This window comes from Saccharopolyspora thermophila, assembly GCF_014646075.1.
In the GTDB taxonomy this organism is placed as follows: domain Bacteria; phylum Actinomycetota; class Actinomycetes; order Mycobacteriales; family Pseudonocardiaceae; genus Saccharopolyspora; species Saccharopolyspora thermophila.
In genome coordinates this window covers 1-23,489 of record NZ_BMMT01000016.1, presented here as the reverse complement: position 1 = coordinate 23,489, position 23,489 = coordinate 1, and the positions used below count along the sequence as shown (strand labels likewise).

Annotated in this window: 21 protein-coding genes; 7 read left to right on the top strand and 14 right to left on the bottom strand. The window is 68.7% G+C overall.

The features are described from left to right. Nucleotides 1–129: 129 nt before the first annotated feature. From IEY17_RS19825 to IEY17_RS19800, 6 genes are all read right to left on the bottom strand, one after another. Nucleotides 130–396 carry a hypothetical protein gene (locus IEY17_RS19825; protein ID WP_188989977.1) on the bottom strand — a complete coding sequence of 89 codons (267 nt, stop codon included), beginning with the start codon at nt 394–396 and terminating at the stop codon, nt 130–132. Between the two features lie 133 nt (nt 397–529). Next, a complete protein-coding gene (locus IEY17_RS19820) occupies nt 530–2,641 on the bottom strand; it encodes an NACHT domain-containing protein (protein WP_229680355.1) in 2,112 nt (703 codons plus the stop codon). Nucleotides 2,642–3,167: 526 nt separating this feature from the next. Next, entirely contained in the window at nt 3,168–3,902 is a 735-nt protein-coding gene (locus IEY17_RS19815; protein WP_188989973.1) for an SDR family oxidoreductase, read from the bottom strand. A gap of 66 nt (nt 3,903–3,968) precedes the next feature. After that, nucleotides 3,969–4,289 carry a cupin domain-containing protein gene (locus tag IEY17_RS19810; protein WP_229680336.1) on the bottom strand — a complete coding sequence of 107 codons (321 nt, stop codon included), beginning with the start codon at nt 4,287–4,289 and terminating at the stop codon, nt 3,969–3,971. Between the two features lie 122 nt (nt 4,290–4,411). Next, nucleotides 4,412–5,236: an alpha/beta fold hydrolase gene (locus IEY17_RS19805; RefSeq protein WP_188989969.1), complete on the bottom strand. Its 825-nt coding sequence runs from the start codon at nt 5,234–5,236 to the stop codon at nt 4,412–4,414. Nucleotides 5,237–5,590: 354 nt separating this feature from the next. After that, on the bottom strand, nt 5,591–6,955 hold the full coding sequence (locus IEY17_RS19800) for an MFS transporter (RefSeq protein ID WP_188989967.1): 1,365 nt from the start codon (nt 6,953–6,955) through the stop codon (nt 5,591–5,593). Nucleotides 6,956–7,242: 287 nt separating this feature from the next. Between IEY17_RS19800 and IEY17_RS19795 the strand changes: the two genes are divergently transcribed. Then, nucleotides 7,243–9,111 carry a helix-turn-helix domain-containing protein gene (locus IEY17_RS19795; RefSeq protein WP_188989965.1) on the top strand — a complete coding sequence of 623 codons (1,869 nt, stop codon included), beginning with the start codon at nt 7,243–7,245 and terminating at the stop codon, nt 9,109–9,111. A 175-nt stretch (nt 9,112–9,286) separates the two neighbouring features. Here the strand turns inward: IEY17_RS19795 and IEY17_RS19790 are convergent, their stop codons facing one another. The 7 genes from IEY17_RS19790 to IEY17_RS19760 all read right to left on the bottom strand — a co-directional run bounded on the left by IEY17_RS19790 (nt 9,287) and on the right by IEY17_RS19760 (nt 15,529). Beyond that, nucleotides 9,287–10,060 (bottom strand): SDR family NAD(P)-dependent oxidoreductase, encoded by a 774-nt coding sequence (locus IEY17_RS19790; RefSeq protein ID WP_188989963.1) that lies wholly within the window; start codon nt 10,058–10,060, stop codon nt 9,287–9,289. Further along, nucleotides 10,060–10,830, bottom strand: a complete 771-nt coding sequence (locus IEY17_RS19785; protein ID WP_229680335.1) for an SDR family NAD(P)-dependent oxidoreductase — start codon at nt 10,828–10,830, stop codon at nt 10,060–10,062. Before IEY17_RS19785 ends, IEY17_RS19790 begins: the two co-directional genes overlap by 1 nt. 358 nt (nt 10,831–11,188) lie before the next feature. Further along, nucleotides 11,189–11,869, bottom strand: coding sequence for a GntR family transcriptional regulator (locus IEY17_RS19780; RefSeq protein WP_188989961.1), 681 nt, complete (start codon nt 11,867–11,869; stop codon nt 11,189–11,191). A gap of 162 nt (nt 11,870–12,031) precedes the next feature. Beyond that, nucleotides 12,032–12,853 (bottom strand): amino acid ABC transporter ATP-binding protein, encoded by an 822-nt coding sequence (locus tag IEY17_RS19775; RefSeq protein ID WP_188989959.1) that lies wholly within the window; start codon nt 12,851–12,853, stop codon nt 12,032–12,034. Next, complete coding sequence (locus IEY17_RS19770) at nt 12,853–13,593, bottom strand: amino acid ABC transporter permease (RefSeq protein ID WP_188989957.1); 741 nt, start codon at nt 13,591–13,593, stop codon at nt 12,853–12,855. Before IEY17_RS19770 ends, IEY17_RS19775 begins: the two co-directional genes overlap by 1 nt. Before the next feature lie 7 nt (nt 13,594–13,600). Further along, nucleotides 13,601–14,440: a substrate-binding periplasmic protein gene (locus IEY17_RS19765; protein ID WP_188989955.1), complete on the bottom strand. Its 840-nt coding sequence runs from the start codon at nt 14,438–14,440 to the stop codon at nt 13,601–13,603. A gap of 207 nt (nt 14,441–14,647) precedes the next feature. Continuing rightward, nucleotides 14,648–15,529, bottom strand: coding sequence for a LysR family transcriptional regulator (locus IEY17_RS19760; RefSeq protein WP_188989953.1), 882 nt, complete (start codon nt 15,527–15,529; stop codon nt 14,648–14,650). Between the two features lie 69 nt (nt 15,530–15,598). On the opposite strand from IEY17_RS19760, the gene IEY17_RS19755 reads away from it, so the two are divergent. The 6 genes from IEY17_RS19755 to IEY17_RS19730 all read left to right on the top strand — a co-directional run bounded on the left by IEY17_RS19755 (nt 15,599) and on the right by IEY17_RS19730 (nt 23,234). Beyond that, nucleotides 15,599–16,198, top strand: a complete 600-nt coding sequence (locus IEY17_RS19755; protein WP_188989951.1) for a short chain dehydrogenase — start codon at nt 15,599–15,601, stop codon at nt 16,196–16,198. A gap of 210 nt (nt 16,199–16,408) precedes the next feature. Further along, the gene (locus tag IEY17_RS19750) at nt 16,409–17,653 is read left to right on the top strand and encodes an FAD-dependent oxidoreductase (protein ID WP_188989949.1); all 1,245 of its coding nucleotides are present in this window, start codon (nt 16,409–16,411) and stop codon (nt 17,651–17,653) included. An 89-nt stretch (nt 17,654–17,742) separates the two neighbouring features. Continuing rightward, nucleotides 17,743–18,660 (top strand): dihydrodipicolinate synthase family protein, encoded by a 918-nt coding sequence (locus IEY17_RS19745; RefSeq protein WP_188989947.1) that lies wholly within the window; start codon nt 17,743–17,745, stop codon nt 18,658–18,660. Continuing rightward, nucleotides 18,657–19,754 (top strand): proline racemase family protein, encoded by a 1,098-nt coding sequence (locus IEY17_RS19740; protein WP_188989945.1) that lies wholly within the window; start codon nt 18,657–18,659, stop codon nt 19,752–19,754. The genes IEY17_RS19745 and IEY17_RS19740 overlap by 4 nt, the downstream gene beginning before the upstream one ends. Continuing rightward, nucleotides 19,754–21,244 carry a gamma-aminobutyraldehyde dehydrogenase gene (locus tag IEY17_RS19735; RefSeq protein WP_188989943.1) on the top strand — a complete coding sequence of 497 codons (1,491 nt, stop codon included), beginning with the start codon at nt 19,754–19,756 and terminating at the stop codon, nt 21,242–21,244. The genes IEY17_RS19740 and IEY17_RS19735 overlap by 1 nt, the downstream gene beginning before the upstream one ends. Before the next feature lie 133 nt (nt 21,245–21,377). Beyond that, nucleotides 21,378–23,234, top strand: coding sequence for an APC family permease (locus IEY17_RS19730; protein ID WP_188989941.1), 1,857 nt, complete (start codon nt 21,378–21,380; stop codon nt 23,232–23,234). Nucleotides 23,235–23,352: 118 nt separating this feature from the next. Here IEY17_RS19730 and IEY17_RS19725 read toward each other — a convergent pair. Continuing rightward, nucleotides 23,353–23,489: SRPBCC family protein (locus IEY17_RS19725; RefSeq protein WP_308424011.1), on the bottom strand; the 137-nt coding region annotated here is incomplete at its 5' end.

The following is a 23,489-nucleotide window of genomic DNA, read 5'->3' as shown; positions in this document are numbered from 1 at the left end:
GGCGTGCACCGTGTTGCGGCATCCATCTTCGTTCGCGATCCGCGCCCGCGATGCCGAGGGGGAAACCGAGTGTTCGACGCAGTTCGACCGTTGAGCTCCGCGGAGCTTGACGACCAACGGGTGGATGTCCTACCGGGGCGCACTGTCCTGACGACGTGGCCGTTCCACGGTGGCTGGGGGCCGTTCGTGATCGGCGGCGGCGACGGCGGCGACGGCGGTGGCACCGGCGGTGGCCAGGGTGGTGGTGACGGCGGCGACGGCGGAGGTGGTGGCGACGCCAACGGCCTCGGCACCCTCGCCGGCCACGGTGGTCACGGCGGCCACGGTGGTCCTGGCTTCGGCGGTGACGGCTGCGGCGGCGGCGGAATCGGCGGCAACGGCGGAGGCAACGTGCATCACTAGGTCCCTGCTCGACATCGGCGGCGAGTCTGCCGAACCCGCGCAGGGGAACCGCTGACCGCTCGAAACGGGCTTCGCCGAACGGGCCGTGTGCTGGTCGCACGGCCCGTTCGCGCGCGGCTGCTCAGGCTCAGTCGAGGGGCTTCCAACGCTCTCCCGCGAAGCGGGCGAGCGCCTGTTCGAGCTGAGGGGGTACGGTCCCGTCGGTACCCAACGGGTACATCGCGATCCATCCGGCAGAGTCGACCCGTACCCACGGGGCGAGCTCCACCTCGGACACCGGACGCACGTGCAGCATGACGTCCTCGCTCCTGCCGAACGGCCGCACGGCGACTTCCGCGACATCATCCCACCCGAACGTGAGCGTCCGGCGTCCCACGGTCGCCTCGATAAGCTCACTGGTCAGGTGCAGCTCGACCTTCCGGCTCACCAGGCGTGTCAGGAGCCAGCCGACAAGCACGGGCACGGCCACGAGCGTGCCGGTGCCCAGCCACGCCTGGGCGTCGGTCAGGCTGTTCTCGGACTGGACCATGAAGACCACCGTCAGGACCGGCAGCAGCACCGCGATCACCTGTGGCCTGAGCGGGCTTCGGCTGCGGGTGTGTATGCGCAGCTCATTGGCGTCGTCACGGTCAGGAGCCGGCACGACGTCCTGTCGCCCGGTCCACGCCGAGGCGAGCCGCGCCTGCAGGTGGGCGTGGCGGAACTGGTACACGCCGCCGACCTGGCGCAACACCCCGGCGCGGCGAGCGTCTTCGAGGAAGGTCAGCACGGACCAGGGCAACCGGCCCATCCCCGCCAACACCGCTTTCGCCAGCAGCCACTGGCTCCACGGGCTCAGCGCGACCACGACGACAGCGGCGGCCAGCCCGCCGATCAGCCAGATCCCGGACACCGCCGCCCACCCCGACGTCGGCAGCAGCCAGGCCACCGCCGCGCCGACCACCGGACCGGCCAGCGATGCTGTCAGTGCGGTGCTCGCCCGTTCACCACGCAGCAACGCACGGGGTCCCAGGACCTGGGCAGACGGCATCGGCACGCCGAGCCCCACGACCAGAACCGTGCTGACGCCGACGGCGTACACGACGATGGACGCGCCCCTTTCCAGGAACGAGGCGAGCACGGTCAGGACCGCGATGGCCATGATGATGCCGGTCAGCCGCCCTCGTACCCTTGGCCGCCGCGGCAGGTCGCTCTTCCACAGGCGCAGCAACCCCACCACCACGCCGCCAAGCAGCGCGAGCTTGAAGGCGATGTCCGAGCCGAGGGCGATCTCGAACGACTGGAACGCGTCGGGGCTGGGATACCAGTCGACGAAGAGATTCATCACCTCCACCAGGACGAAGTAGAGGGCAACCAGGGCGGGCACCTCGAACAGCGGGACGGGGTACGCCCGGCTCAGCCGCCACCATGCGATTTCCCTGCTGTGCGAGTGCGTCAGGTGCGCGGCGAGGAACGCCAGCCACCGCTGGGCCCGCGACGGTCCCCAATCCCTGATGGGCTTGGGCTGGTCGGGCGAGCGCGGGCCGGCCGGAAACACGGCGGGCACCAGGGCGTCGAGAAGGTGCCGGTCGATCGCCAACGCATCGGGAAAGCGTGCCGCGTCGAGCAGTTCGGCCGGATCGTGCGGGCCGCTGTGGTAGACCGTGCGCGCCAGCCACAGCATCAGCGGTGACTGGAACGCTGTCGCGATCGGCCCGCCCGGATTGGTGATGAGCTCGGACAGCACCGGCTCCCACCGCGGCAGGCGTAGCGGCTGTGCGGTCCGGCGCAGGTAGTCCGCTGCCGTGTGGGTTCCCACTGGTTGGGCACGGACCACGGTCGCGCCGGCGAGCACGCTCCTGTTGGTGATCGCGGCGGTGTACTCGGCGGCCCGGCAGGTGAGGATCACCGGTGAGCCGTCGCCCAGCATCCTGTTCAGCTTGGCCAGCGCTTCCTCGAGCAGCAGGTCCGGCATCTCGTCGAGACCGTCCAGAATAGGAAGGATTCGGCGGTCGCGGACCAGCTGACGGATCCGGTCGCGCGTGAGATCCTTGCCCTGCCCCAGATACTCCTCCCCGATTCGGCGCGCCAACCAGTCGTCGAAGTGCTCCTTGACCGGATTCCACGACGACGCCAGCACGATCACCGGTACCGGCTGTGCCCTCGCGTGGCCGCGCAGCAGCTCCAGAGTCAGCAGGATCGCCAGCGACGTCTTGCCCGAGCCGGGGCCACCGATGATCGCCAGCCGCTGCTCGGGCATCGCGCGCAACGCCTCCACCAGGTCACCCAGCCCGCCAGCCGGAGCCGCTCCCACATTGTCCCGGTGGTCGGCCACCGACCAGTCCGCCACCCACTGCACCGGTAGCTTTCCCGCGCCCGCCAGTCCTCGCGCCACCGCCTCATCCCGCCACTGCGCGTGCACCATCGCGGCCAGATCTCTCGCCGCCCTGTCCAGAGGTGCATCGGTGACCGCGGAGAACACGATGTCCCCGCTGATGTCTCCGGCCTGCACCATATAGGTCGCGTTGCCCGCGAACTCGTTGTGGACGTCCCCCACGGCACCCGATACAACCACCTCGATGTGGACGGCAACCATCCGCCGACCGCGTGACGAGGATCAGGTCCGTGATCAGGGAGCGTGGGGCTGTTGCGGATCAGGTACGGGTGCAGGTGATCGGGGATTGACCGGCCGACGTGGACACCACCGTTCGGCTGCCGGCGCGACAGTTCGCGTCCTGGACGGTCCCGGCGAGCGTGCGCGGCATCGGTGCCGCCACCGAGCCGAGTCAGCGTGCGACCCAGTCCCGGTAGGCGGTCCTGGCGATCACGGCGTCGTCCTTGGCGATGAGGACGTCGCCCGAGGCGGCGGCGAACAGGCCGGCGCTGTTGTCGGTGATGACGGTGCGGTGGTCACCGCGGACGGTGAGGGTGGTCCTGCCCAGCTCGTCGAGCGCGAAGACCTCCGGGCCGGCGACGTTGCGGGTGCCCTGCAGCGGAGTGCCCACGGCGACGTCGGCCACGGCCTGGGCGACGTCAGCCGCGGCGATCGGCTGGATGCGCGTGGTGGGCAGGCGGACGGCGTGCTCGTCGGCGGTCCAGGACAGCACCGCGTCGATGAACTCGAAGAACTGCGTGGCGCGAACGATCGAGTACGGTACGGGGCCGGCCTTGAGCATATCCTCCTGCAGCACCTTCGCGCGAAAGTAGACCAGGCCCGGAACCTGGTCGGCGCCCACGATCGAGAGGATGACCGCGTGGCCCACGCCGGCGGCCTTGGCGGCCGTCAGCAGATTGTCCATGGTCCTGCGGAAGAACTCCAGCGAGGCGTCATCGAAGGTCGGCGAGTTCGTCAGGTTGACGACGACGTCGGCCCCGTCCAGTGCCCCGGGCAGTCCTTGCCCGCTGAGCAGGTCCAGACCGGTGGACGGCGAGTGCGGCACCGCCTCGTGCCCGCTCCCGTTCAGAATCGTGACCACCCGCGATCCGATGAGCCCGGTCCCACCGATGACAGCGATCTTCATGTTCGTTGACTTTCCTTTTCTTGGAAGTTGTGGCGTGCCACGGCAGCGGTGCGGCTGAGCTCGCGGTCAGTCGGTGCGCGGGGCCCGGCGGTTCCTGCGTCGGACGAGCTCGTCCTCGTCCACGAGGGTGAGCATCGGTTTGCCCGGTTCGCAGAGCATGGTGACGGTGAAACGCACCGGGATGTCGTCGCGGTTGTTGCCGTCCTGGTAGTGGATGACGTCGCCACCCGGCTCCCAGAACGCCTCACCGGCCTGCAGGACACGCACCGGCTCACCCTCGAGCTCGAACACCATCTCGCCGTCCAGCACATAGCCGAAGGCCGGTCCGGGATGCCGGTGCGGAGGAGTGCCGGGATCACCCGGGGGGAACTCGACGACGATGGTCATCGCATGCGCACCCGATGGAATGAAGGGAGGCTCCGCCTCCTGTACCACGGTGATCGCCGACTGCCACGCGTTCGATCGAGGCTTGTGCCCACCGGTCGTCGACTCGATGTCCGACATAACGGTCATCCTCTGAGGAATGCCAGTAGATCGGCGTTGATCGTCTCCGCATGGGTGGTGGGCATGCCGTGCGGGAGCCCTTCGTAGGTTCTCAACGTCGCGTTCTGGAGAAGCTTCGCCGACAGGGGCGCGGAGTTCGCGTAGGGCACGATCTGGTCGTCGTCGCTGTGCATCACGAGGACCGGCACGGTGATCTTCGTCAGGTCTTCGGTGAAATCGGTTTGCGAGAAGGCGACGACGCCGTCGTGGTGCGCCTTCGCGCCGCCCATCATTCCCTGACGCCACCAGTTCTGGATGATGGCCTCCGAGGATTCCACGCCCGGGCGGTTGAAACCGTAGAAGGGCCCGGCCGGCAGGTCGCGATAGAACTCCGAGCGGTTGGCGGCGAGTCGCTCCTGGAACCCGTCGAAAACGTCTTTGGGCAGCCCGCCGGGATTGGTCTCGGTCCTGACCATCAGTGGTGGTACCGCGCTGATGATCGCGGCCTTGGCCACTCGGCTTTCGCCATGTCGGGCCAGGTAGCGGACCACTTCGCCACCGCCGGTCGAATGGCCCACGTGAATGGCGTCCGCCAGATCCAGATGCGCTGTCAAGGCCGCGAGGTCGTCGGCATAGTGGTCCATGTCGTGGCCGTGGCCTGGCTGGCTGGATCGCCCGTGGCCACGCCGGTCATGGGCGATGACCCGATACCCGTGTTGCAGGAAGAACAACATCTGGGCGTCCCAGTCGTCAGCCGAAAGCGGCCAGCCATGGCTGAATACGATCGGCTGCCCCGAGCCCCAGTCCTTGTAGTAGATCTCCGTGCCGTCGGAGGTGGTGATGACGCCCATCCGACACCTTCCTTCACCGTGTGTGGGACGACGCGGAAGAGCTGCCAGCGCGAACACAGCTCTTCCCGCGCCCGTCCGGCGGTCTCAACACCACTCCACGCTCCACACGGGCCGACCCGGCTCCCAGGGCATTACGTCACCAATCCCCGACCGCAGCCGATCGAACATCAGACCGGACCTGGGACGTGATCCGCGGGCTCTGCCGTTCGGTGGCCAGCAGGCTCCGGACCTCCTGCGCGGCGAAAAGTCCTGTGTGGATTTCCGTTTCGGTGTCGAACATGCCCAGGTGGTCGCCGGCCAGGAACACCCGTTCGCTGCGGCAGGTCAGCGTCTGTCGCAGCGTGCGAGGGCCGGCTACCTGGTCGTGGCTGGCGCCGCTGACCTCTGGACGACGGTGGCGGATTCGTGCAGGGCCTTCCCCTTCGTCTCGGGTGCCCAGGCCAGGCACATCGCGGTGCCGACGGCGGCGATCCCGGCGCCGACGAGCATCGTCGGCCCGAGCCCGATGGTGTCGAGCCCGACGGGAAGCAGGTAGGTCCCCGCGGCCGCGCCGATCCGGCTGATCGCACTGGCCACCCCCACCGCCGAGGCACGGATGTCGGTGGGGAACAGCTCCGTCGGGTAGATCCACTGCAGGATGTTGCCCCCGCCCAGCGCGAGTGCGTTGACGACGAACATCAGGATCGCCAGCGTGGCGACCATGCCGGGGAACAGGCCCAGGGCCGCCATCGAGACCGTCACGCCGACGAAGGTCCAGATGATGACCGGCCTGCGTCCGATGCTCTCGACCCAGAAGATGCAGGGGAAGCACCCGGCAAGCGTCACCAGGCTGACCACCATCGACCACAGCAGTGCGGTGTTGCCCTCCTCGAAGCCGTAAGCACCGAGGATCACCGGATAGAAGGTCCAGATCGCGAAAGCAGGCGCGACCTGGCACATCCAGAAGCCCCCGACGAACAGGGTGCGTCCCAGGTAGCCGCCGCGGAACACCTCCGACAGCCGCGACTTCTTCGGGGGTTCGTGCTCCGCCAAGTGCGCGAGCTCCTGTTCGGTCGGACAGCGACCGAACGCGGTGCGGATCGCCTCACGTGCGGCATCGGGCCGGTTGTGCCGCAACAGCCAGCGAGGCGACTCGGGTGTGCCGATCCGCGCCAGCAGGATGATCACTCCCGGCACGGTTGCACTAGCCAGCACCCACCGCCACAGCCCGTCCCCGCCGACGACGGCCACCAGGTAACCCACGGCGTAGGAGGCCGACGCACCGACGAACCACGCTGCGACCAGAGCACCCATCGTTCGACCGCGCCGGTTCGCCGGCAGCCATTCCGCCAGCAACGACGTGGCGATCGGATAGTCGGCCCCGACCGCGATCCCGGCGACGAAACGCAGCACGATCAGCTGCCACGCCTCCGTGACGAACAACGACAGCGCCGAGGCGAGCACCAGCGCGATCAGATCGATCGTGTACATGACCTGGCGCCCGACGCGGTCGGTGACCCAGCCGAAGACGAAGCCACCCACCAGCACACCGACCAACGCGGCGGCACCGACCACACCTTCCAGGAAGGACGTCAGTTCCAGCTCGCGCGTCGCCCCGGTGATGGCCACGCCGATGACACTGAGGATGTAACCGTCGAGGAACGGGCCACCAGAGGAGAGGAAGAACAGTTTGCGGTGGAACCGCCCGTAGGGCTGGTTGTCGATAATGGAATGCTCCACGATGAGCTCCTGCGATCGCTGTCTCACCAGGACTCAGCCGTCACACCGATCAGGCCACCGTGGGGACCCGCCGGGCCCTGCGGATCGAGGGGTGCGCTGCCGCTTGAGTTGTCGGGCGAGGGGGGCTGCACTGGGTTGTTACGAGCTCGCGGTGCCGTGTCGGCGACGGCGGCGTGGCCACCGGATAGCGACGAAGTATGCGAACTGGTTCGTTCGTCGACAACGCCCGTGCAGCTCCACCAGCATCCAGGGTTGTTCTGAGTCAGAAGTCCTCCTAGGATTCCCGCATGGCTCGGCGCCCCCGCGACGCGGTGGTCCTCACCGACAGCGAACGTTCCACGCTGGTGAGCTGGACGCGCAGCCGCAGCTGCTCGCAAGCGCTGGTGCTGCGGGCGCGGATCGTGCTGGCGTGCGAGCAGGAGGTCACCAACACGGCCGTGGCCGAACGGCTCGGCGTCTCCGTGGACACCGTCCGCACCTGGCGGTCCCGGTTCGTCGCCGAACGCCTGAACGGTCTCGCCGAACGGCCGCGTCCCGGTCGCCCCTCGGCCATCAGCGACGACACCATCGCGCAGGTCCTCGTGCGCACCCTGTCCCCACCGCCCATCGGGCGTCGTTGGTCGACGCGCTCCATGGCCGAAGCGGTCGGGCTCAGCCAGTCGACGGTGAGCCGTATCTGGCGCACCTACCGAATCCGGCCGAGGCCGGGGCACTCGGCGCTGTGCCCGGGCGCGGCGCGCACTCTGCTCCCGCTCAAGATCCGCGACGTGGTCGGACTCTTCCTCGACCCTCCCGCGCGGGTACTGGCCGTCGCGGCCGACGACCACGCGGTGCCTGACCACGCGGTCACGACGCCGACCACCCGGTCCGCGCAGGCGCGGGAACTGTTCGCTGTGGCGAACGCGTTCGCACTGGTCAGAGGCAGCGCGAACACCCACGACGGGCCTGCCGACAGCACGCCGCTGCGGGCCTTCCTGGAACATCTCGACCGTGCCGTGCCCGCAAGGATGGCCGTCCACCTGCTCGTCGACGGCCTGAGCCCCGATGCTCACGACACGCTGGACACCTGGTTGGCAGGGCACCCGCGGTTCCACCAGCACGCCGTTGCGCCAGACGGTTCGTGGATCGACGAGGTCGACGTCCTCCTGGCGCACAACCCGCTGCCCAGCCACGAGGACGTGCTCGGCTTCGCGGCCTCGCTGGCACGCCTCCGCGACGACGTTCGTGCCTGGTGCACCACCTGGACCGCGCCATCCCGGCCGTTCTCGTGGACCAAGAGCCCGCGAGCTCTCTGGAGCGGAGACCGCGAGTATCACGGGCTTGTCAACGACTCGAAGTCGGCTGGTGACTCCCACGCCGAACGGGCCGGTGCCGATGAGCACACGTCGCCCGACGACGTCGCATCGGGCACGCCCCGCATCGCCGACCGGGTGGCCCAGCTCGTCCGCGAAGCGCTCGCCAACGGCCAGTTCGGGCCCGGCGAACGCGTCAAGGAAGCACCGCTGGCGACCCGGCTCGGCGTCTCCCGCGGACCCGTGCGCGAGGCGCTGCGGGTGCTCGCCGAAGAAGGGATGCTCGAACTGCTACCCAACCGCGGAGTCGCCGTTCCGCACGTCACCGCTACCAACATCCTTGACCTGTATGCCGTGCGCGCCTGCTTGGGCGGCCTGCTGATGCGCCGCGTCGCCATGCTCCCCCGCTCCGCCCTGCGCTCGGTCAGCACCGCCTTGGCCGAGGTACGCGTGGTCGCCGGGCACGGCGACCACACCCGCATCGGCGAAGCCGACCTCCGCTTCCAGGACGCCATCGCACGAACAGCGCAACTGCCCGAAGCAGGCCGGATCTTCGACCGCCTCACCATCCGGCTGCGCATGTTCAACGCGATCCTGCGACTGGACTGGGCCGAAGCCGTGGACCTCATCGCCCGCGAGGACATCGGTATCTACGAGGCGATCCGCAACGGCGACGGCACCGAGGCGGCCCGCCGCTGGCGCGTGAAGGTGGAACGCAGTGTCCGCTACATGGTCGCCCAACTCCCCCGAGACCACTTCGACCCCAACCTCTGGGTCACCATCGCCGGCAAACCCGACCCACGCCCGGGCGACCCACGCAACGTCCACTCCACCCCCAGCCCGCGACACAGCACCGCCACGTAGGCCAGGAAGGCGGAAGCGCCCCACGGACATGAACGGCGTGCTGTTCGGCCGCGGTCCTGATCGGTGGAAGGTTGTCGATCTGGCGTATCCAGGTGTCGGCGACCGTCAAGCCTCGGGGGAAGGGGTCGGGGGTCCACTCCCCATCTGACAGAGGCGCCGACGCAGCGTTGTCGCGTCAACGGACGTAGTCGGCACCCGTGATGTCGATGGTGGCGCCGGTGGTGTGCCGGGAGCGGCCGGTGGCCAGGAATGCGATCACTTCGGCCACGTCCTGCGGCGGGGTCGGTTCTCCCAGCGGGAGCATCGAAGTGTCCGCGGTGGCTAGATGATCTGCGGCCAGATCGGTTCCGACCCACCCGGGCGCGACGGCGTAGGCGAGCACCCCGTCACGGCCGAATCCGCGGGCGATTCCCTTGGTGAGGGCGAGAAGTCCGCCTTTGGCCGCGCCGTAGGCGAGGTGCTCGGCGTCGTCACCGCGATGCGCCGAGCGGCTGGTCACGTTGACGATGATGCCACCGCCTCGTTCCCGGAAATGCTGGATGGCCCGGCGGGACAGATCCGCGCACGCCTGGAGGTTGAGCGTCAGGTTGCGTTCCCATCCCGTTCGCCAGGACTCGGCGTCGTCGAGTGGCGAGGCGAGCCACGCGCCCGCGTTGTTGACCAGCACGTCGATCGAGCCCACCGCATCGATGACGTCGTCCCACAGGCGGTCGGCTGCCCCGGTGACCGCGAGATCGCCGTGCACCAGGTGCACTCTGCCGTCGAGCGACTCGGCGACCTCGTGGGCGGCTTGCCTGTGGGATCCGTAGCTGATGACAACGGTGGCGCCGTCGCGGTGCAGGGTGCGGGCAGCGGCCGCGCCGATTCCCCGCGAGCCGCCGGTCACCAGGACGGTGCGGCCGTGCAGCGGCAGCAGACGATCCGAGTCGGGGGTGGTCGCGTGGCTCATCACGACACCGCCTGCGCGCCGGTGATCTCGACTGCGGACCCGCACAGGTACGGGGCTTCGTCCGAGGCGAGGAACGCGATCAGGGCCGCGACCTCGCTCGGCTCACCGATTCGCCCGAAGGGCACCAGGGCGTTGAGGTCGTCAATGGTGCGACCGCTTCTGGCAAGCCCGGCTTCGAGCATCGGCGTCCTGACCTCCCCCGGACAGACCGCGTTGACCCTGATCCCATGGGGTGCGTAGTCGCGTGCCAGCGAGTGGGTGAAGGAGACGACGCCGGCCTTGGTGACGTTGTAGGCGATGTGCCCCGGGGCCGGGTGCAGCCCCCACTGCGAGGCGGTGTTGACGATGGCTCCGCGCCTGCGCTCGATCATCGCCGGCAGCACGGCCCGGCAGAGATGGAACAACGCGTCCAGGTTGACCTCGAACGAGGTCTTCCAGGCATCGAGGTCGAGATCGAGCAGGGCACCGCGTCGGTTGATGCCCGCGTTGTTCACCAGCACGTCGATCTGGCGGTGTTGAGCGATGACGTCCTCGGCCAGCGCGGAACACGCGGCCGGGTCGGTGAGATCGACGACCGCGGGCTCGGCGTTTCCGCCAGCCTGCCTGATGGCGTCGGCGGTGTGCCTGACGTTCTCGGACAGGTCCACCAGGACGACGGTCGCGCCTTCCTGCGCGAGACGTTCCGCGGTCGCACTGCCGATTCCGCCTGCGGCGCCGGTGACGATGGCGACCCGGTCGGCGAAACGCCGACCTGACACGGGGGTACTCACTGCAGAGCTCCTCTACCTCTTTGTTCGTGCGACAGGATTGCTTGTGGGACTCAGGCGACACACCGCCATGACCACAGAAGTTGTAAGACAATCTGCACTTGTTGCAGAGTTGCAGTGGCACCAGCGACTGTCAACGGGGTCTCCGCCTGCACCGCACCAGACCGGCCACGCGCCAACGAGCCGCGAGGTCGGCCGGCGTCGCAGACGGCCGGAACCAAACGGGCGCGCTTGCGAAGCAGCCGGTCCTCGACGCGATGGGGTGCCGCCGCCGCACGTCGGTCGTCGACCAGAACGCGGTCACCGACGACTCGAAGCCGGGTTCGTCGTTCGCGGACCGATCACCAGCAGCCGGCCGGGCCTACGCGAGCCGGCGGACCACCTCGGCGACGCTGGCCTGGATGTGGGCGCGCACCTCGGCGACGATCGTCTCCTCATCGCCCTCCTCGATCACCCGGATGAGCCTGCGATGCAGTTCGGCATCGCGCTCGGGGTTGCGCATCGTCGCCTGGTCGACGCTCAGCGCACGTTGGACCTGGCTGCCCACCAGGGGCCAGATCTTGCGCAGGGTGACGCTTCCCGACATCTCCCAGATCGTGCGGTGCAGCTCGAAGTGGGTGACGTCGGTCTGGACCTCGTCGCCGGAGTCGATCGCCGCGAGGTGCCGGTCCAGTGCGGCACGGACCTCGTCCATCGCCTCGCCCTGCGGATCCTTGGCCAGCCGCAGCGCTGCCATCGTCTCCAACGACACGCGCACTTCAGCGACGTCGAGCAACTCTTCCGGCGTCGGCGCCGCCACGTGGACGCCCTTGTGCGGGATCTGCACGAGGGAGCCCTCGTGCACCAGCTGCTGGAGCGACTCGCGCAGCGTCGGGCGACTGACCCCCAGCGACTCCGCCAGTCGGGCTTCCTTGATCCGCTGGCCGGGTTTGAGCTCCCCCGTCAGCAGGGCGTGCCGAATGCGCTTGACGACCTCCTCCCGGCGGGTGCGCAGCGTCACCGCACCTCCACTGATGGTCACCGCCGCTTCGTCAACGCTCATCCGAATCTCCCGCTCCGCTGGGCCCCTGCGCAGCACACCCGGCCCTTATTGTTGCATCCAGAACTGCAGCCTGTCAGATTGACAGACAAAACCGCAGGCGGGAGCCGGCCCGCACGCGTCCCGGTAGGTCCACCACCGGACGCGCACGGACCGGCGGCAGCCTCAGCTCAGCGTGACCGCTTCGACGAACGAACGGAGTTCGGCGTTCTCGCACCCGCGGAAAACCTGCTCCGGTGTCGCGTCGACGGCGATCCGGCCCTGCGAGAAGAACACGAGCCGGTCGGCGGCTTTGGAGGCGAAGGCCATGTCGTGGGTTACCAGAGCCACCGCGATCCCCTCCTCGTTCTTCAGCCGGGCCAGCACGCTGAGCACCTCAGCGGCCACCGGCGGGTCGAGCGCGGAGGTGATCTCGTCGCAGAGCAGCAGCCGGGGGCGCATCATCAGCGCTCGCGCGATGGCCACCCGTTGCCGCTCCCCGCCGGACAGGCCGGTCGACCTGGACCGGATGTGGTGGGCCATGCCGACCTCGCCCAATGCTGTGGCGGCCCGGTCCTCCGCCTCGCTGCGGCTCATCCCCAGCACCTTGCGCGGCGCGAGGGTGAGGTTGTCCAGCACGTTCATGTGCGGCCACAGGGTGTAGCTCTGGAACACCATGCCCACCAGCGCTTCGCCCTTGGCGTAGTCGTCCGTCCGGACGCCGCCCTTCCGGACGAGGTGCCCGGCGATGGTGAGGTCGCCGTCCTCGGGCTCGGTGAGTCCGGCGAGGACCCTCAGCAACGTGGATTTCCCCGACCCGCTGCGCCCGATGATCACGGTGATCTGGCCGGCCTGCATGCTGAAGTCGACCCCGTCGAGAACCGGGGAATCGTTAAAGGTTCTGCGGAGCCCGCGGGCGGCGACGAGCTCCCCCTGCGAGCGCTCGGCCGCGGTGCCGTCGGGGCTGTTGGCCGTGGCCGTGCCTGTGGTGTTGCGTTGCTCCGTCATCACCTGGTCGCTCCGATCGGGGTCGCGGCGTCGGATTCGGTGCGGGACTTCTTCTTCGGTGCACTGCGCCGGGCGGCCGCGGTCTGCGACCGCCGTTCGAGGTAGCTGGTCAGCAGCGAGACGGGGAAGGCGATCACGAAGTACATGGCCGCCGCCAGGCTCAGCACCTCCAGCGCCTTGTAGGACTGGGTGGCCAGGGTGTTGGCCTTGAACATCAGATCGGCCACCGCGATCGTCGACACCAGAGCGGTGTCCTTGAACATCGAGATGTTCAGCGACAGGATCACCGGGAGCTGCTGGCGCACGGCCTGCGGCAGGATGATGTAGCGCAGCCGTTGGATCGTGTTCAGACGCAGCATCTTCCCGGCCTCGATCTGCTCCACGGGCACCGCCTGGAAGCCGCTGCGGTATGCCTCGGCCATGAACGCGGTCAGATTCGCCGTCAGCGCGATGACCGCGGACGCGAAACCGGGAATGGTGACACCGGTGAGCGCGGGCAGCGCGAAGTAGATCCAGAACAGCTGCACGAGCATCGGGGTGCAGCGGAAGATCTCGATGTAGCCCTGCGCGATCCACCGCACAAGGTCGAACTCCGCCATCCGCGCCATCGCCACGGGGACCGCGAGGACCATGCTCAGTGCGATGGTCAGCGCCGCGATCTGCAGTGTCGTGACGAGTCCGCCGAGCAGCGTTGGGATCGAGGAGAAGACGAAGTTCCAGTCGACATCGTAGGAGGACATTCGTGGCTCACTTCTTCTGGAGGTCGCCGAGCTTGTCGATCGTGCGGTAGTTCACCTCGGCGTAGGCACGGTCCAGCGATCCGTTCGCCCGGGCGTTGTTGATCGCGATGTTGAGCGTGCGCATCGACTGCGGGTCGATGTCTCGCGGGACCCCGTAGGCGGAGTACGCGGAGTAGATCGGAGGATCCGGGACGACGATCTTGAAGGCCGGGTTGGCCTGCACCTGCGACACGGCAGTCGGCAGATCGGTGAACTCGGCGATTGCCCGGCCCGCCTGCACCGCCTGCAGCGCGTCGGTGTACTCGGCCAACTCCACAAGCTGCGCACCGGCCGCCCGCACCGCTGCTCCGGTCGCGCTGCCCTGTGCCGTCGCGACCGGTTGTCCCGCGGCCAGGATCGCAGCCGAGCTGTTCAGCGGGGACGAGGACGCAACGACGAACACCCCCTGGTACTCGTAGACCGGGTCGGTGAACTGGATCGACACGGCGCGCTGCAGAGTCTGGTCAAGATTGGCCGCCACGTCGTAGCGGTCCGCCTGCAGCCCGGCCACGATGTTGCTCCAGTCCGCCGGAACGGGCGTGAGCCGCACGCCGAGCTGTTCGGCCAGGTCCTGCAGCGGAATCAGATTGGGACCGCCGAGCACCCCGTTTCTCTCGTCGGTCATCGGCGGCGCGATGGCGACTCCCACGCGCAGCTCACCGCGCTGCCTGATCTTGTTCATCCACTGGTTGGCCTCGATCCCGTCGGCTGCGCCACCACCCCGGAATCCGGAACCGACCCACCCGCCCAGCACCGCCACGATGACGAGGGCGAGCACACCCAACGACTGCTTGGTTGACTTTTTCATCCGCTCCTCCGCGGGTCGGCAGACGCCACAGTGCGCCAGAAAACTGAAGATTGTTTGACAATCTTCAGTTGTGTGCGACATAGCGTGGTGTCTTGCCTCACAGACGTCAAGGCTGAACCGTTCAGGAGACGTTGCACGGCGCCGCCGGCACGCCTGGGCCGCACGGACCCGCACAACAGCGTGCCGCCCTCGCCGCGCGGTGAACCGTTACGAAAGACCCACGCGCTCCCGCGCGGACCGCACGGCACCAACCGCGCGCCGCACGTGCTCGCGGAATGCTTCGGTGTCCGGATGCGCGGGATTGCGTGGCCAGACCAGGTGCACGGTGACGGGATCGACATCAAGCACCGGCACGTACCGGACCCCCGGGTAGGGGTGGCTGTGCCGGGTTCCTTCCGCGGTGACGCCGACGGCGTCACCGGTGGCGATCACGGTGAGCCATTCGTCGACGTTGGCGACCTCGACCGTGCGGGGCCGCCGCTCCGGCGGCCACAGGGAGGCTGTGGTGGTGGCAGCTGTCGCGCAGAGGACCACCTGCCGGTCGGCGAGGTCGGCCAGCCGTACCGCGTCCGCATGGGCCAGCGGATCGGTGTCGGCCACGGCCGCCATGCGACGCTCGTGCAGCAGCGCGACCGCGTTGAACCCCGGCGGGGGCTGCGTGCGCAGGAAGGCGATGTCGATCTCGGCTCGGCGCAACGCGGCTTCGGGGTCGTCGCGGCGGTAGATGCGCACGGGAGAGTCGGGGTGCTCCTCGCGCCATTGCTGGAGCAGCGGCACCGTGAGGGCACCCAACGTCGCCCAGGCGAACCCGACCCGCAGCGGGCGAGGCCCGGCCTTGACTTCGGCGAGCGCGTCGTCGAGTTGGTTGAGCAGGCGACACGCGTGCTCCCACAGGCGCTGCCCGGCCTCCGTAAGCTCCAGGCGGCGGGTGGTGCGTTCGACGAGCCGGGTGCCGAGCCTGCCCTCGAGCTGGTCGAGGGTGCGCGACAGCGCGGGCTGGGAGATGTGCAGAGCCGCCGCCGCGCCGGTGATGGTGCCCTCGCGCCCGATCGCGGCCAGGGCACGCAGGTGCCGCAGCTCCACATTCATGACCGCCGATCATAGATGCACCACACTGGGCATTTCCGTTGCGCGGGAGCGGCCCATAGCGTCGCAGGCATGAGGATTCTCTTGATCGGTGCCACGGGCAGGCTCGGCACGGCGGTCAACGAGGCGTTGACCGGCCGGGGGCACCAGGTGCTCACCGTCGGGCGCTCCGCTGGCGATCTCAGGTACGACGTCGCCGATCCCGCTCAGGTCACCGCGCTGTACGACGAGGTCGGCGCGGTGGACGCGGTGGCCAGCGCCGCCGGCGACGTGCCCTACGGACGCGTCACGGAGCTGAAGCCGGAGGACTACGAGGCCGCGTTTCGCGGGAAGGTGCTCAGCCAGATCGAGTTGGTACGCCAGGGCACCTCGCGCATCGCCGAGCGCGGTTCGTTCACCGTCATCACCGGGGTGCTGGGCCGCGATCCCATCCCCACCGGTAGTGCGGCATCGATGGCCAACGGGGCGGTGGAGGCATTCGTGCGTGCGGCGGCGATCGAGATCGCCCCGCAGCGCATCAACGCCGTGAGCCCGACGGTCTTCACCGAGAGCATCGCGAAGTACGGGGACTTCTTCCCCGGCATCCAGCCGGTCGACGTCGCCCAGGTCGCCCTGGCCTACGTGCGTTCGATCGAAGGCGCCCAGACCGGCCAGATCTACTCCCTCGGCTGATCGTTTTCGCGCAGTTCAGGGGCCCGTCGCGTGTCACGGCGGGCCCCTGGCGCGTTCAGGAGCGGATTCCAGCGACTTCACGGCTGCTTCTTGACGGCTTCACACACCCGGCCGTAGTGTTCCAGCACACCTGCAGATTGTAAGACAATCTGCACTCAAGATCCCCCATCACCGGCGCAGCGAAGCGCTGTCAGGAGGTTCACCGCTGCCATGCGAATCATCGTCGTCGGAGCCGGTGTCGTGGGCCTGGCCAGCGCGTACCGGCTGGCCAGGAGCGGCTGCGAGGTCGAGCTCGTGGACGCGCGCAGTGCCGGAGCGGCGGCCTCGCACGGCAACGCCGCCAAGATCGCCCTCGCCGAAAGCGGCCCGGTCCCCGCGCCCGGCGTCATCCTGCAGTCCCTGCGGTGGATGCTGAAGCCGGACAGCCCGCTCTACGTCCGGCCCTCGCTCAACCCGAGCTTCGTCCGGTTCATGCTCGGCATGGCCCGGCACTGCACCGCCCGCGACTTCCGGCGCGGCCTGCAGACCCACCTGCGGTTGGCCGAGGGCACCATGGACCTGCTCGACGAGTGGGCCGCCGACGGCATCGCCTTCGAAATGCACAAGGCGGGTGTGCTCCTGGCCTTCGAGACGCGGGAGCGCTACGACGAGCAGCTCGGGTCGCTCGACATCTTCGAGCGCTTCGGCATGGTCCCCCAGCGGCTGCACGGGGCGGAGGTGCAGGCGTTCGAGCCCGCGCTGTCGGAGCGGATCCGGCACGGGCTGTTCTTCCCGGATGACCGGCAGGTGGAGCCCGACTCGCTCACCCGCGGTCTGCTCAAGCGCTGCCAGGAGCTGGGCGTGCGGATCCACGAGCACACCCCGGTCCGCCGCTTCGTCCGGCGCGGCGACGCCGTGACCGCTGTCGTCACCGACCGCGGCGAGTTCCGCGGCGACACGCTCGTGCTGGCCGCCGGGGTGTGGACCGGGAACCTCTCACGGCAACTGGGTGTGCCGTTGCCCATCCGGCCAGGCAAGGGCTACAGCATCGACTACTCCCCCGCGCCGATCCAGCTGCGCACCTCGCTGACGCTGGAGGACGCGCGCGTCGCGGTGACCCCGCTGGACGGCATGCTCCGCCTGGCCGGAACCATGGAATTCGGTGGCCTGGACGAGAAGATCAGCCCGCGCCGGGTCGCCGCGATCAAACGCGCCGCCACCGAAGCCTTCCCGGGCTGGGGCAACCCCGCCGGGGAAGCCAGCCCCTGGGCCGGACTGCGGCCCATGACCCCGGACGGGCTGCCCATCATCGGCCGCCTGCACCCCCTGACCAACGTGTTCGTCGCCTCCGGCCACGGAATGCTGGGCCTCACCCTCGCCCCCGCCACCGCCGAACTCGTCACCGACGCGATCCTCCGCCAGCGCTTCCCGGCCATCACCGAGGACGTCAGTCCTCGCCGCTTCACGCGCTGGTGAGTGCTCGGCATGGAGTCCTCTCCGATGTCGACCGCGTCGCGTCACGCCGAAGAGCTCATGCACGAAACCGAGAACAAGGAAGAGAACTGATGAGCGACCCCCAGTTCACCGGCATCCTCGCCGCCGTCGTCACGCCGCTGACCGCCGACGGGTCCGAAGTGGACGCCGATGGTGTGAAACGCCAGGCCGAGCACATCATCTCCGGCGGTATCCACGGGCTGGTCCCCGGCGGCAGCACCGGCGAGTTCACGACCTTGACCACGCAGGAGCGCAAGCGCGTCACCGAACTCTACGTCGAGGCCGCCGCCGGACGTGTCCCGGTCGTCGCCGGCACCGGGGCATTGAGCACCGCCGAGACCGTGGAGTTGAGCGTGCACGCCGAACAGGCGGGCGCCGCTGCTGTCATGGTGGTGCCGCCGTTCTACGAAGCCCCGACCTTCGAGGAACTGGTGGGCCACTACCGCGCGGTGTCGGACGCGATCAGCATCCCCGTGATGTACTACAACATCCCCACAGCAACCGGTGTCGACCTCAGGGCGGAACAACTCGCCCAGCTCGCACGGGAAGCCGGAATTGCGTCCTACAAGGACACCGGCGGGGACTTCCCGCGATTCACCGCTGTCCAGCAGCAGTACGCCGCCGACATCACCGCGCTCAACGGCTGGGACACCCTGACCTTCGCCGCACTCGCCGGCGGCGCCAAGGCGGGTGTGTGGGGCACCGCGAGCCTGATCCCGCAGCTGTGCGCCGAACTCTACGACGCGCTCGCGGTCCGCAACGACCTCGCCGCCGGGCGGGAGCTGTGGAGCAGGATCTTCCCGATCTGCCAGTTCCTGGAATCGCACAACTACGCCTGCGCCATCAAGACCGGGCTCGACCTGGTCGGCAACAGCGCCGGACCGGCCCGGCTCCCGGTCCTCCCGCTGGCACCGCAGTACCGCGAGGAGCTCCGCAACCTGCTCATCGCGGCGGGCGTCTCCGTGGCTGAGGACGGCGTGGCAGCATGACCAGCACGATCCACACCATCGACGTGCACGCCGAGGGTGAGCCCGGACGGGTGCTCATCGGCAGTCACCTGCACGTCAAGGGCGCGACGATGGCGGAGCGGCTGCGGTACTGCCGCGAACACCTCGACCCGCTGCGCCGCCTGCTGCTGCAGGAACCGCGCGGCTATCCGGGGCTGTGCGGCGTTCTCGTCCTGCCCCCGGCCGATCCGCGCGCCGACTTCGGACTGGTCGTGCTGGAACAGGGCGGTTTCCGGCCGATGTCGGGCAGCAACCTCATCTGCGCGGTCACGGCGCTGGTGGAAACCCAGTCGCTGCCGGTGCGCGAACCGGTCACCGAGCTCGTCGTGGACACCGCGGTCGGCCTGGTCCCGGTGCGTGTCGAGGTGTCCGGGGGCAAAGCCATCCGCGTCACGTTCGACAACGTGCCCGCCTTCGCGGTGGCCCTCGACCACGTGCTGGAGCTGCCCGAATACGGCCGGGTTCCGGTCGACATCGTCTTCGGCGGGCAGTTCTTCGTCCAGGCGCGGGCGGCGGACCTGGGCATCGAGCTCGACGCGTTGGCCGCCAAGCAGCTCACCCGCGCCGGCGCGGTGCTGCGCGCCGCTGCTCAGCAGCAGTTCCCGGTCAGCCATCCGGACAACCCCGACATCAACCAGGTGGCACTGACAATGATCCACGGCCCCTCACCGACACCCGGTACGTCGGGCCGCAACGCGGTCGTGCTGCCCAACGGCGAGGTCGACCTCGCCGACCCGGCCACCTGGACCGGCTCACTGGACCGATCCCCCTGCGGGACCGGAACATCCGGCCGGATGGCCGCCCTACACGCCCGCGGCGAGCTGGCGCTGAACACACCGTTCGTCCACGAAGGCATTCTCGGCACGACCTTCACCGGCACGCTGCGGGACACCACGAGGATCGGCGACCACGAAGCGGTGCTGCCCTCGATCAGCGGGCGTGGCTGGATCACCGGGTTCTCCCAGTTCGTCCTCCACGACACCGACCCGTTCCCCCAGGGCTACGTGCTCGGCGACCTGTGGGGGCCACAACCGCACGACGATGCCCCGCTCGAACCCACCACACTGGAGCGCTGATGACCAGCACCGGACAGCACTTCATCAACGGAAAGCGCCGCAGCGGCAGCTCCGAGGAGCGCTTCTCCGTCACCAACCCCGCAACCGGGGAGGTTCTGGCAGTCGACACGCGTGCCTCCGCCGACGACGTCGACGAAGCGGTACAGGCCGCACGCAAGGCATTCACCACGTGGTCACGCACACCTCCAGCCGAACGCTGCGACGCGATGCTGCGCTGGGCCGATCTCCTCCAGCAGCGCAGCGACGAACTGGCCGCGACCGAAAGCAGCAACGGCGGCAAGCCCATCAAGCTGGCTCGGGGCTTCGACGTTCCCGGCGTCATCGACAACGTGCGCTTCTTCGCCGGAGCCGCACGCAACCTGGAAGGCAAATCCTCCGGCGAGTACTCACCGGAGCACACCTCCACCATCCGGCGTGAACCGCTCGGCGTGGTGGGCTCCATCGCCCCCTGGAACTATCCGCTGCAGATGGCGGCGTGGAAGATCCTGCCCGCGGTGGCCGCGGGCAACACCATCGTGCTCAAACCGGCGGAGCTGACACCGCTGACGTCGGTGATGTTTGCCGAGGCCGCGCAGGAGGCCGGAATCCCCGACGGCGTCATCAACATCGTCACCGGCAGCGGCCGGGGAGCCGGTCATGCGCTGATCAGCCACCCGAACATCGCCATGGTGTCCTTCACCGGTTCGACCGCCGTAGGACGCGAGGTCGCGAAAACGGCAGCCGGGCAGGTCAAGCGCGTACACCTCGAGCTCGGCGGCAAAGCCCCCTTCGTGGTCTTCGACGACGCCGACCTGGAAGCGGCTGCCCGCGGTGCCGTCGCCGGTGCCCTCATCAACAGCGGTCAGGACTGCACCGCCGCCACCCGCGCCTACGTGCAGCGACCGCACTACGAGGCATTCGTCCACCGAGTCGCCGAGCTGATGACCGATGTGCGGCTCGGCCCGGTCGACGATCCGGACACCGATATGGGCTCGCTGATCTCCTTCCGGCAACGAGAGCACGTCGCGGGCATGGTCGAGCGTGCGCGAGCCGGTGGTGCGAAGGTCGTCTGCGGCGGGTACCTCCCCGACGGTCCACTGGCCCGGGGCGCCTACTACGCCCCGACGCTGATCATCGACGCACCGCAGGACTCGGAGATCGTCCAGCAGGAGATCTTCGGCCCGGTGCTGGTCTGCCTTCCGTTCGACACCGACGACGAAGCCATCCGGCTGGCCAACGACACTCCCTACGGGCTGGCCGCCTCGGCCTGGACCAGCAACGTCTTCCGGGCCCAGCGCGCCAGCAGGGAGATCCAGGCGGGATGCGTGTGGATCAACGACCACATCCCGATCATCAGCGAAATGCCCCACGGGGGCTACAAGGCATCGGGCTTCGGCAAGGACATGTCCACGTACTCCTTCGACGAGTACACCAACATCAAGCATGTCATGTCCGACATCACCGGCGACCAGCGAAAGTCCTGGCACAACCTGGTCTTCACCAGTCGCTGAACAGCCAGCACGAACCCACTGACGCGTGGGGCGGTCTCCTGGCCGGGAGACCGCCCCTGGACACCTCGGTCCACGGTCCGGAGAAGTCCTCACGCCCATGAGACCGGACCGCTGAATCCCCACAGGAAGATTCGTGAACACCATATCCGAACCATCCTCCGCATCGGGGAACCCCGATACGAAGCTCAAGCGCAACCTCGGTCTCTGGCAACTCACCCTGCTCGGAGTCAGCACGCAGATCGGGTCCGGCTGGCTGTTCGCCGTTCTCTCCTCGGCCGCCGTGGCGGGCCCGGCCGCGATCCTGTCGTGGATCATCGGCGCGATCATGATCCTGATCGTCTCGCTGCCCTGGATCGAGCTCGGCACCCTGTTTCCCCGTTCCGGCGGCATCGTCCGCTATCCAGCGCTCTCCCACGGGGTGCTCACCGGCTGGATCACGGGTTGGGGGTACTGGATCGGCACCGCCTGCCTGCCCGCGGTCGAAGCCCAGGCCACGCTGACCTACCTCGGCGGCAGCTTCCCCGAACTCGGTCTGGTACGCATGGAGAGCGGCACGACCGTCCTGGCCTGGCCGAACGGGATCCTCACCGGCATCGCCATCCTCGCGGTGTTCTTCGTGGTGAACCTCTTCGGTGTGAAGCTGCTCGCCAAGGTCAACACCTGGGTCACAATCTGGAAGATCGTCGTGCCGACGATCACGTTCGTGCTGCTGTTCTTCAGCTTCCGCGCCAGCAACCTCACCATCCGGAGTGGATTCTTCCCGACCGGGTCGAGCGGCATCGTGCACGCTCTGGTCATCGGCGGCATCGCTTTCGCCTACGTCGGCTCCCGCCAGGTGCTCGACTACGCCGGCGAAGCGCGCAACCCGGAGCGCACCATCCCGCTGGCCATCATCGGCTCGTGCCTCATCCCGATGGTCGTGTACCTGGGTCTGCAGTTCGGCTTTCTTGGCGCGCTCGACTGGGACAGCGCCGGCGTGGCTCCTGGTGACTGGTCCGCGCTGACCAGCAGCAACTGGGCATCGGCCCCGTTGTTCCAGGCGCTGGGCGCAGCAGGGTTCGGGGCTTTTGCCACCGTCCTGCTCATCGACGCCGCAGTCTCCCCCGCAGGCAACGGGTGGGTCACCTTTGGCGGCGCCGCTCGATCCTCGTTCGGCCTCGGCGTCGACGGCTACGCCCCCAGCGCACTGGCCAAGGTGAACAGGTTCGGCACGCCCTGGGTGTCCCTGCTGCTCGCCCTGGTCGTCAGCGCGCTGTTCATGCTGCCGTTCCCGAGCTGGTACCAGCTGGTTTCCGTGGTCTCGGCGGCATTGGTCCTGAGCTACCTGATGGGCAGCCCCATCGCACACGTCCTGCGCCGCACAGCACCGCACGCACCTCGTACCTGGCGCCTACCGGCCGTGGGCTTCTGGGCTCCCGTCGGGTACCTCGCCGGGCTTTTCATCATCTACGCCACGGGATTCAGCTCGCTGGTCCAGCTGCTCGTCATCACCTTCGCCGGCCTCGTCATCTACGGCGCCTACACCGCGGTCCGCACCGGCTGGATCCGCGGCAGCGTCGGCTGGGCGCTCTCCGCGGCCTTCCTCGCCGCATGGATCTTCATCAACGCCCGCGGCGGCTGGTTCATGAACATCACCGAGACCCAGCGCCCCGGAAGCTGGGACTTCCCCTGGTACGTCGCAGCCATCGCGGTGACCCTGGCGCTCTACCTGATCGCGCTGAGAGCGTTCAGCACCGTCGAGGGCCGCAAGCACCTCGACGCCGGGATCTGGCTGATCACCACACTCCTCGCAGTCCTGACGCTCTCCTACTACGGCGAGTTCGGCCCGCTGGCCGCACCGCTGCTGCCAGATCCCTACGACCTGTGCGCCCTCGTCGTGATCGCAATGGTCAGCTACCGGTGGTCTGTCCATAGTGGATTCCGCACCGATCAACTCGACCGCGCCCTGGACGACGACACCGCCCACGATGGTGTGATGCCGAGGCTCTGAACGCCGGGCTGCCGGGGCCAGGCGAAGGACACCGCAGCAGACCAGCAGCCCGTCGTTCGAGTGCGTCGCCGCCCCACGGGAGCACCGAGGGGCGGCGACACCAACGGCTCATCGAGGGTCAGGAATTGTGCTCGCCGAGTTGGTGTTTGACCCACTCGTGGAAGACAGCGATGTGGTGCTCGCTGGGCACGAACACCCCGCCCTCGGCATAGGCACGCGAGTCCATCGCCAACTGGCAGCGCTCACACGCCTCAA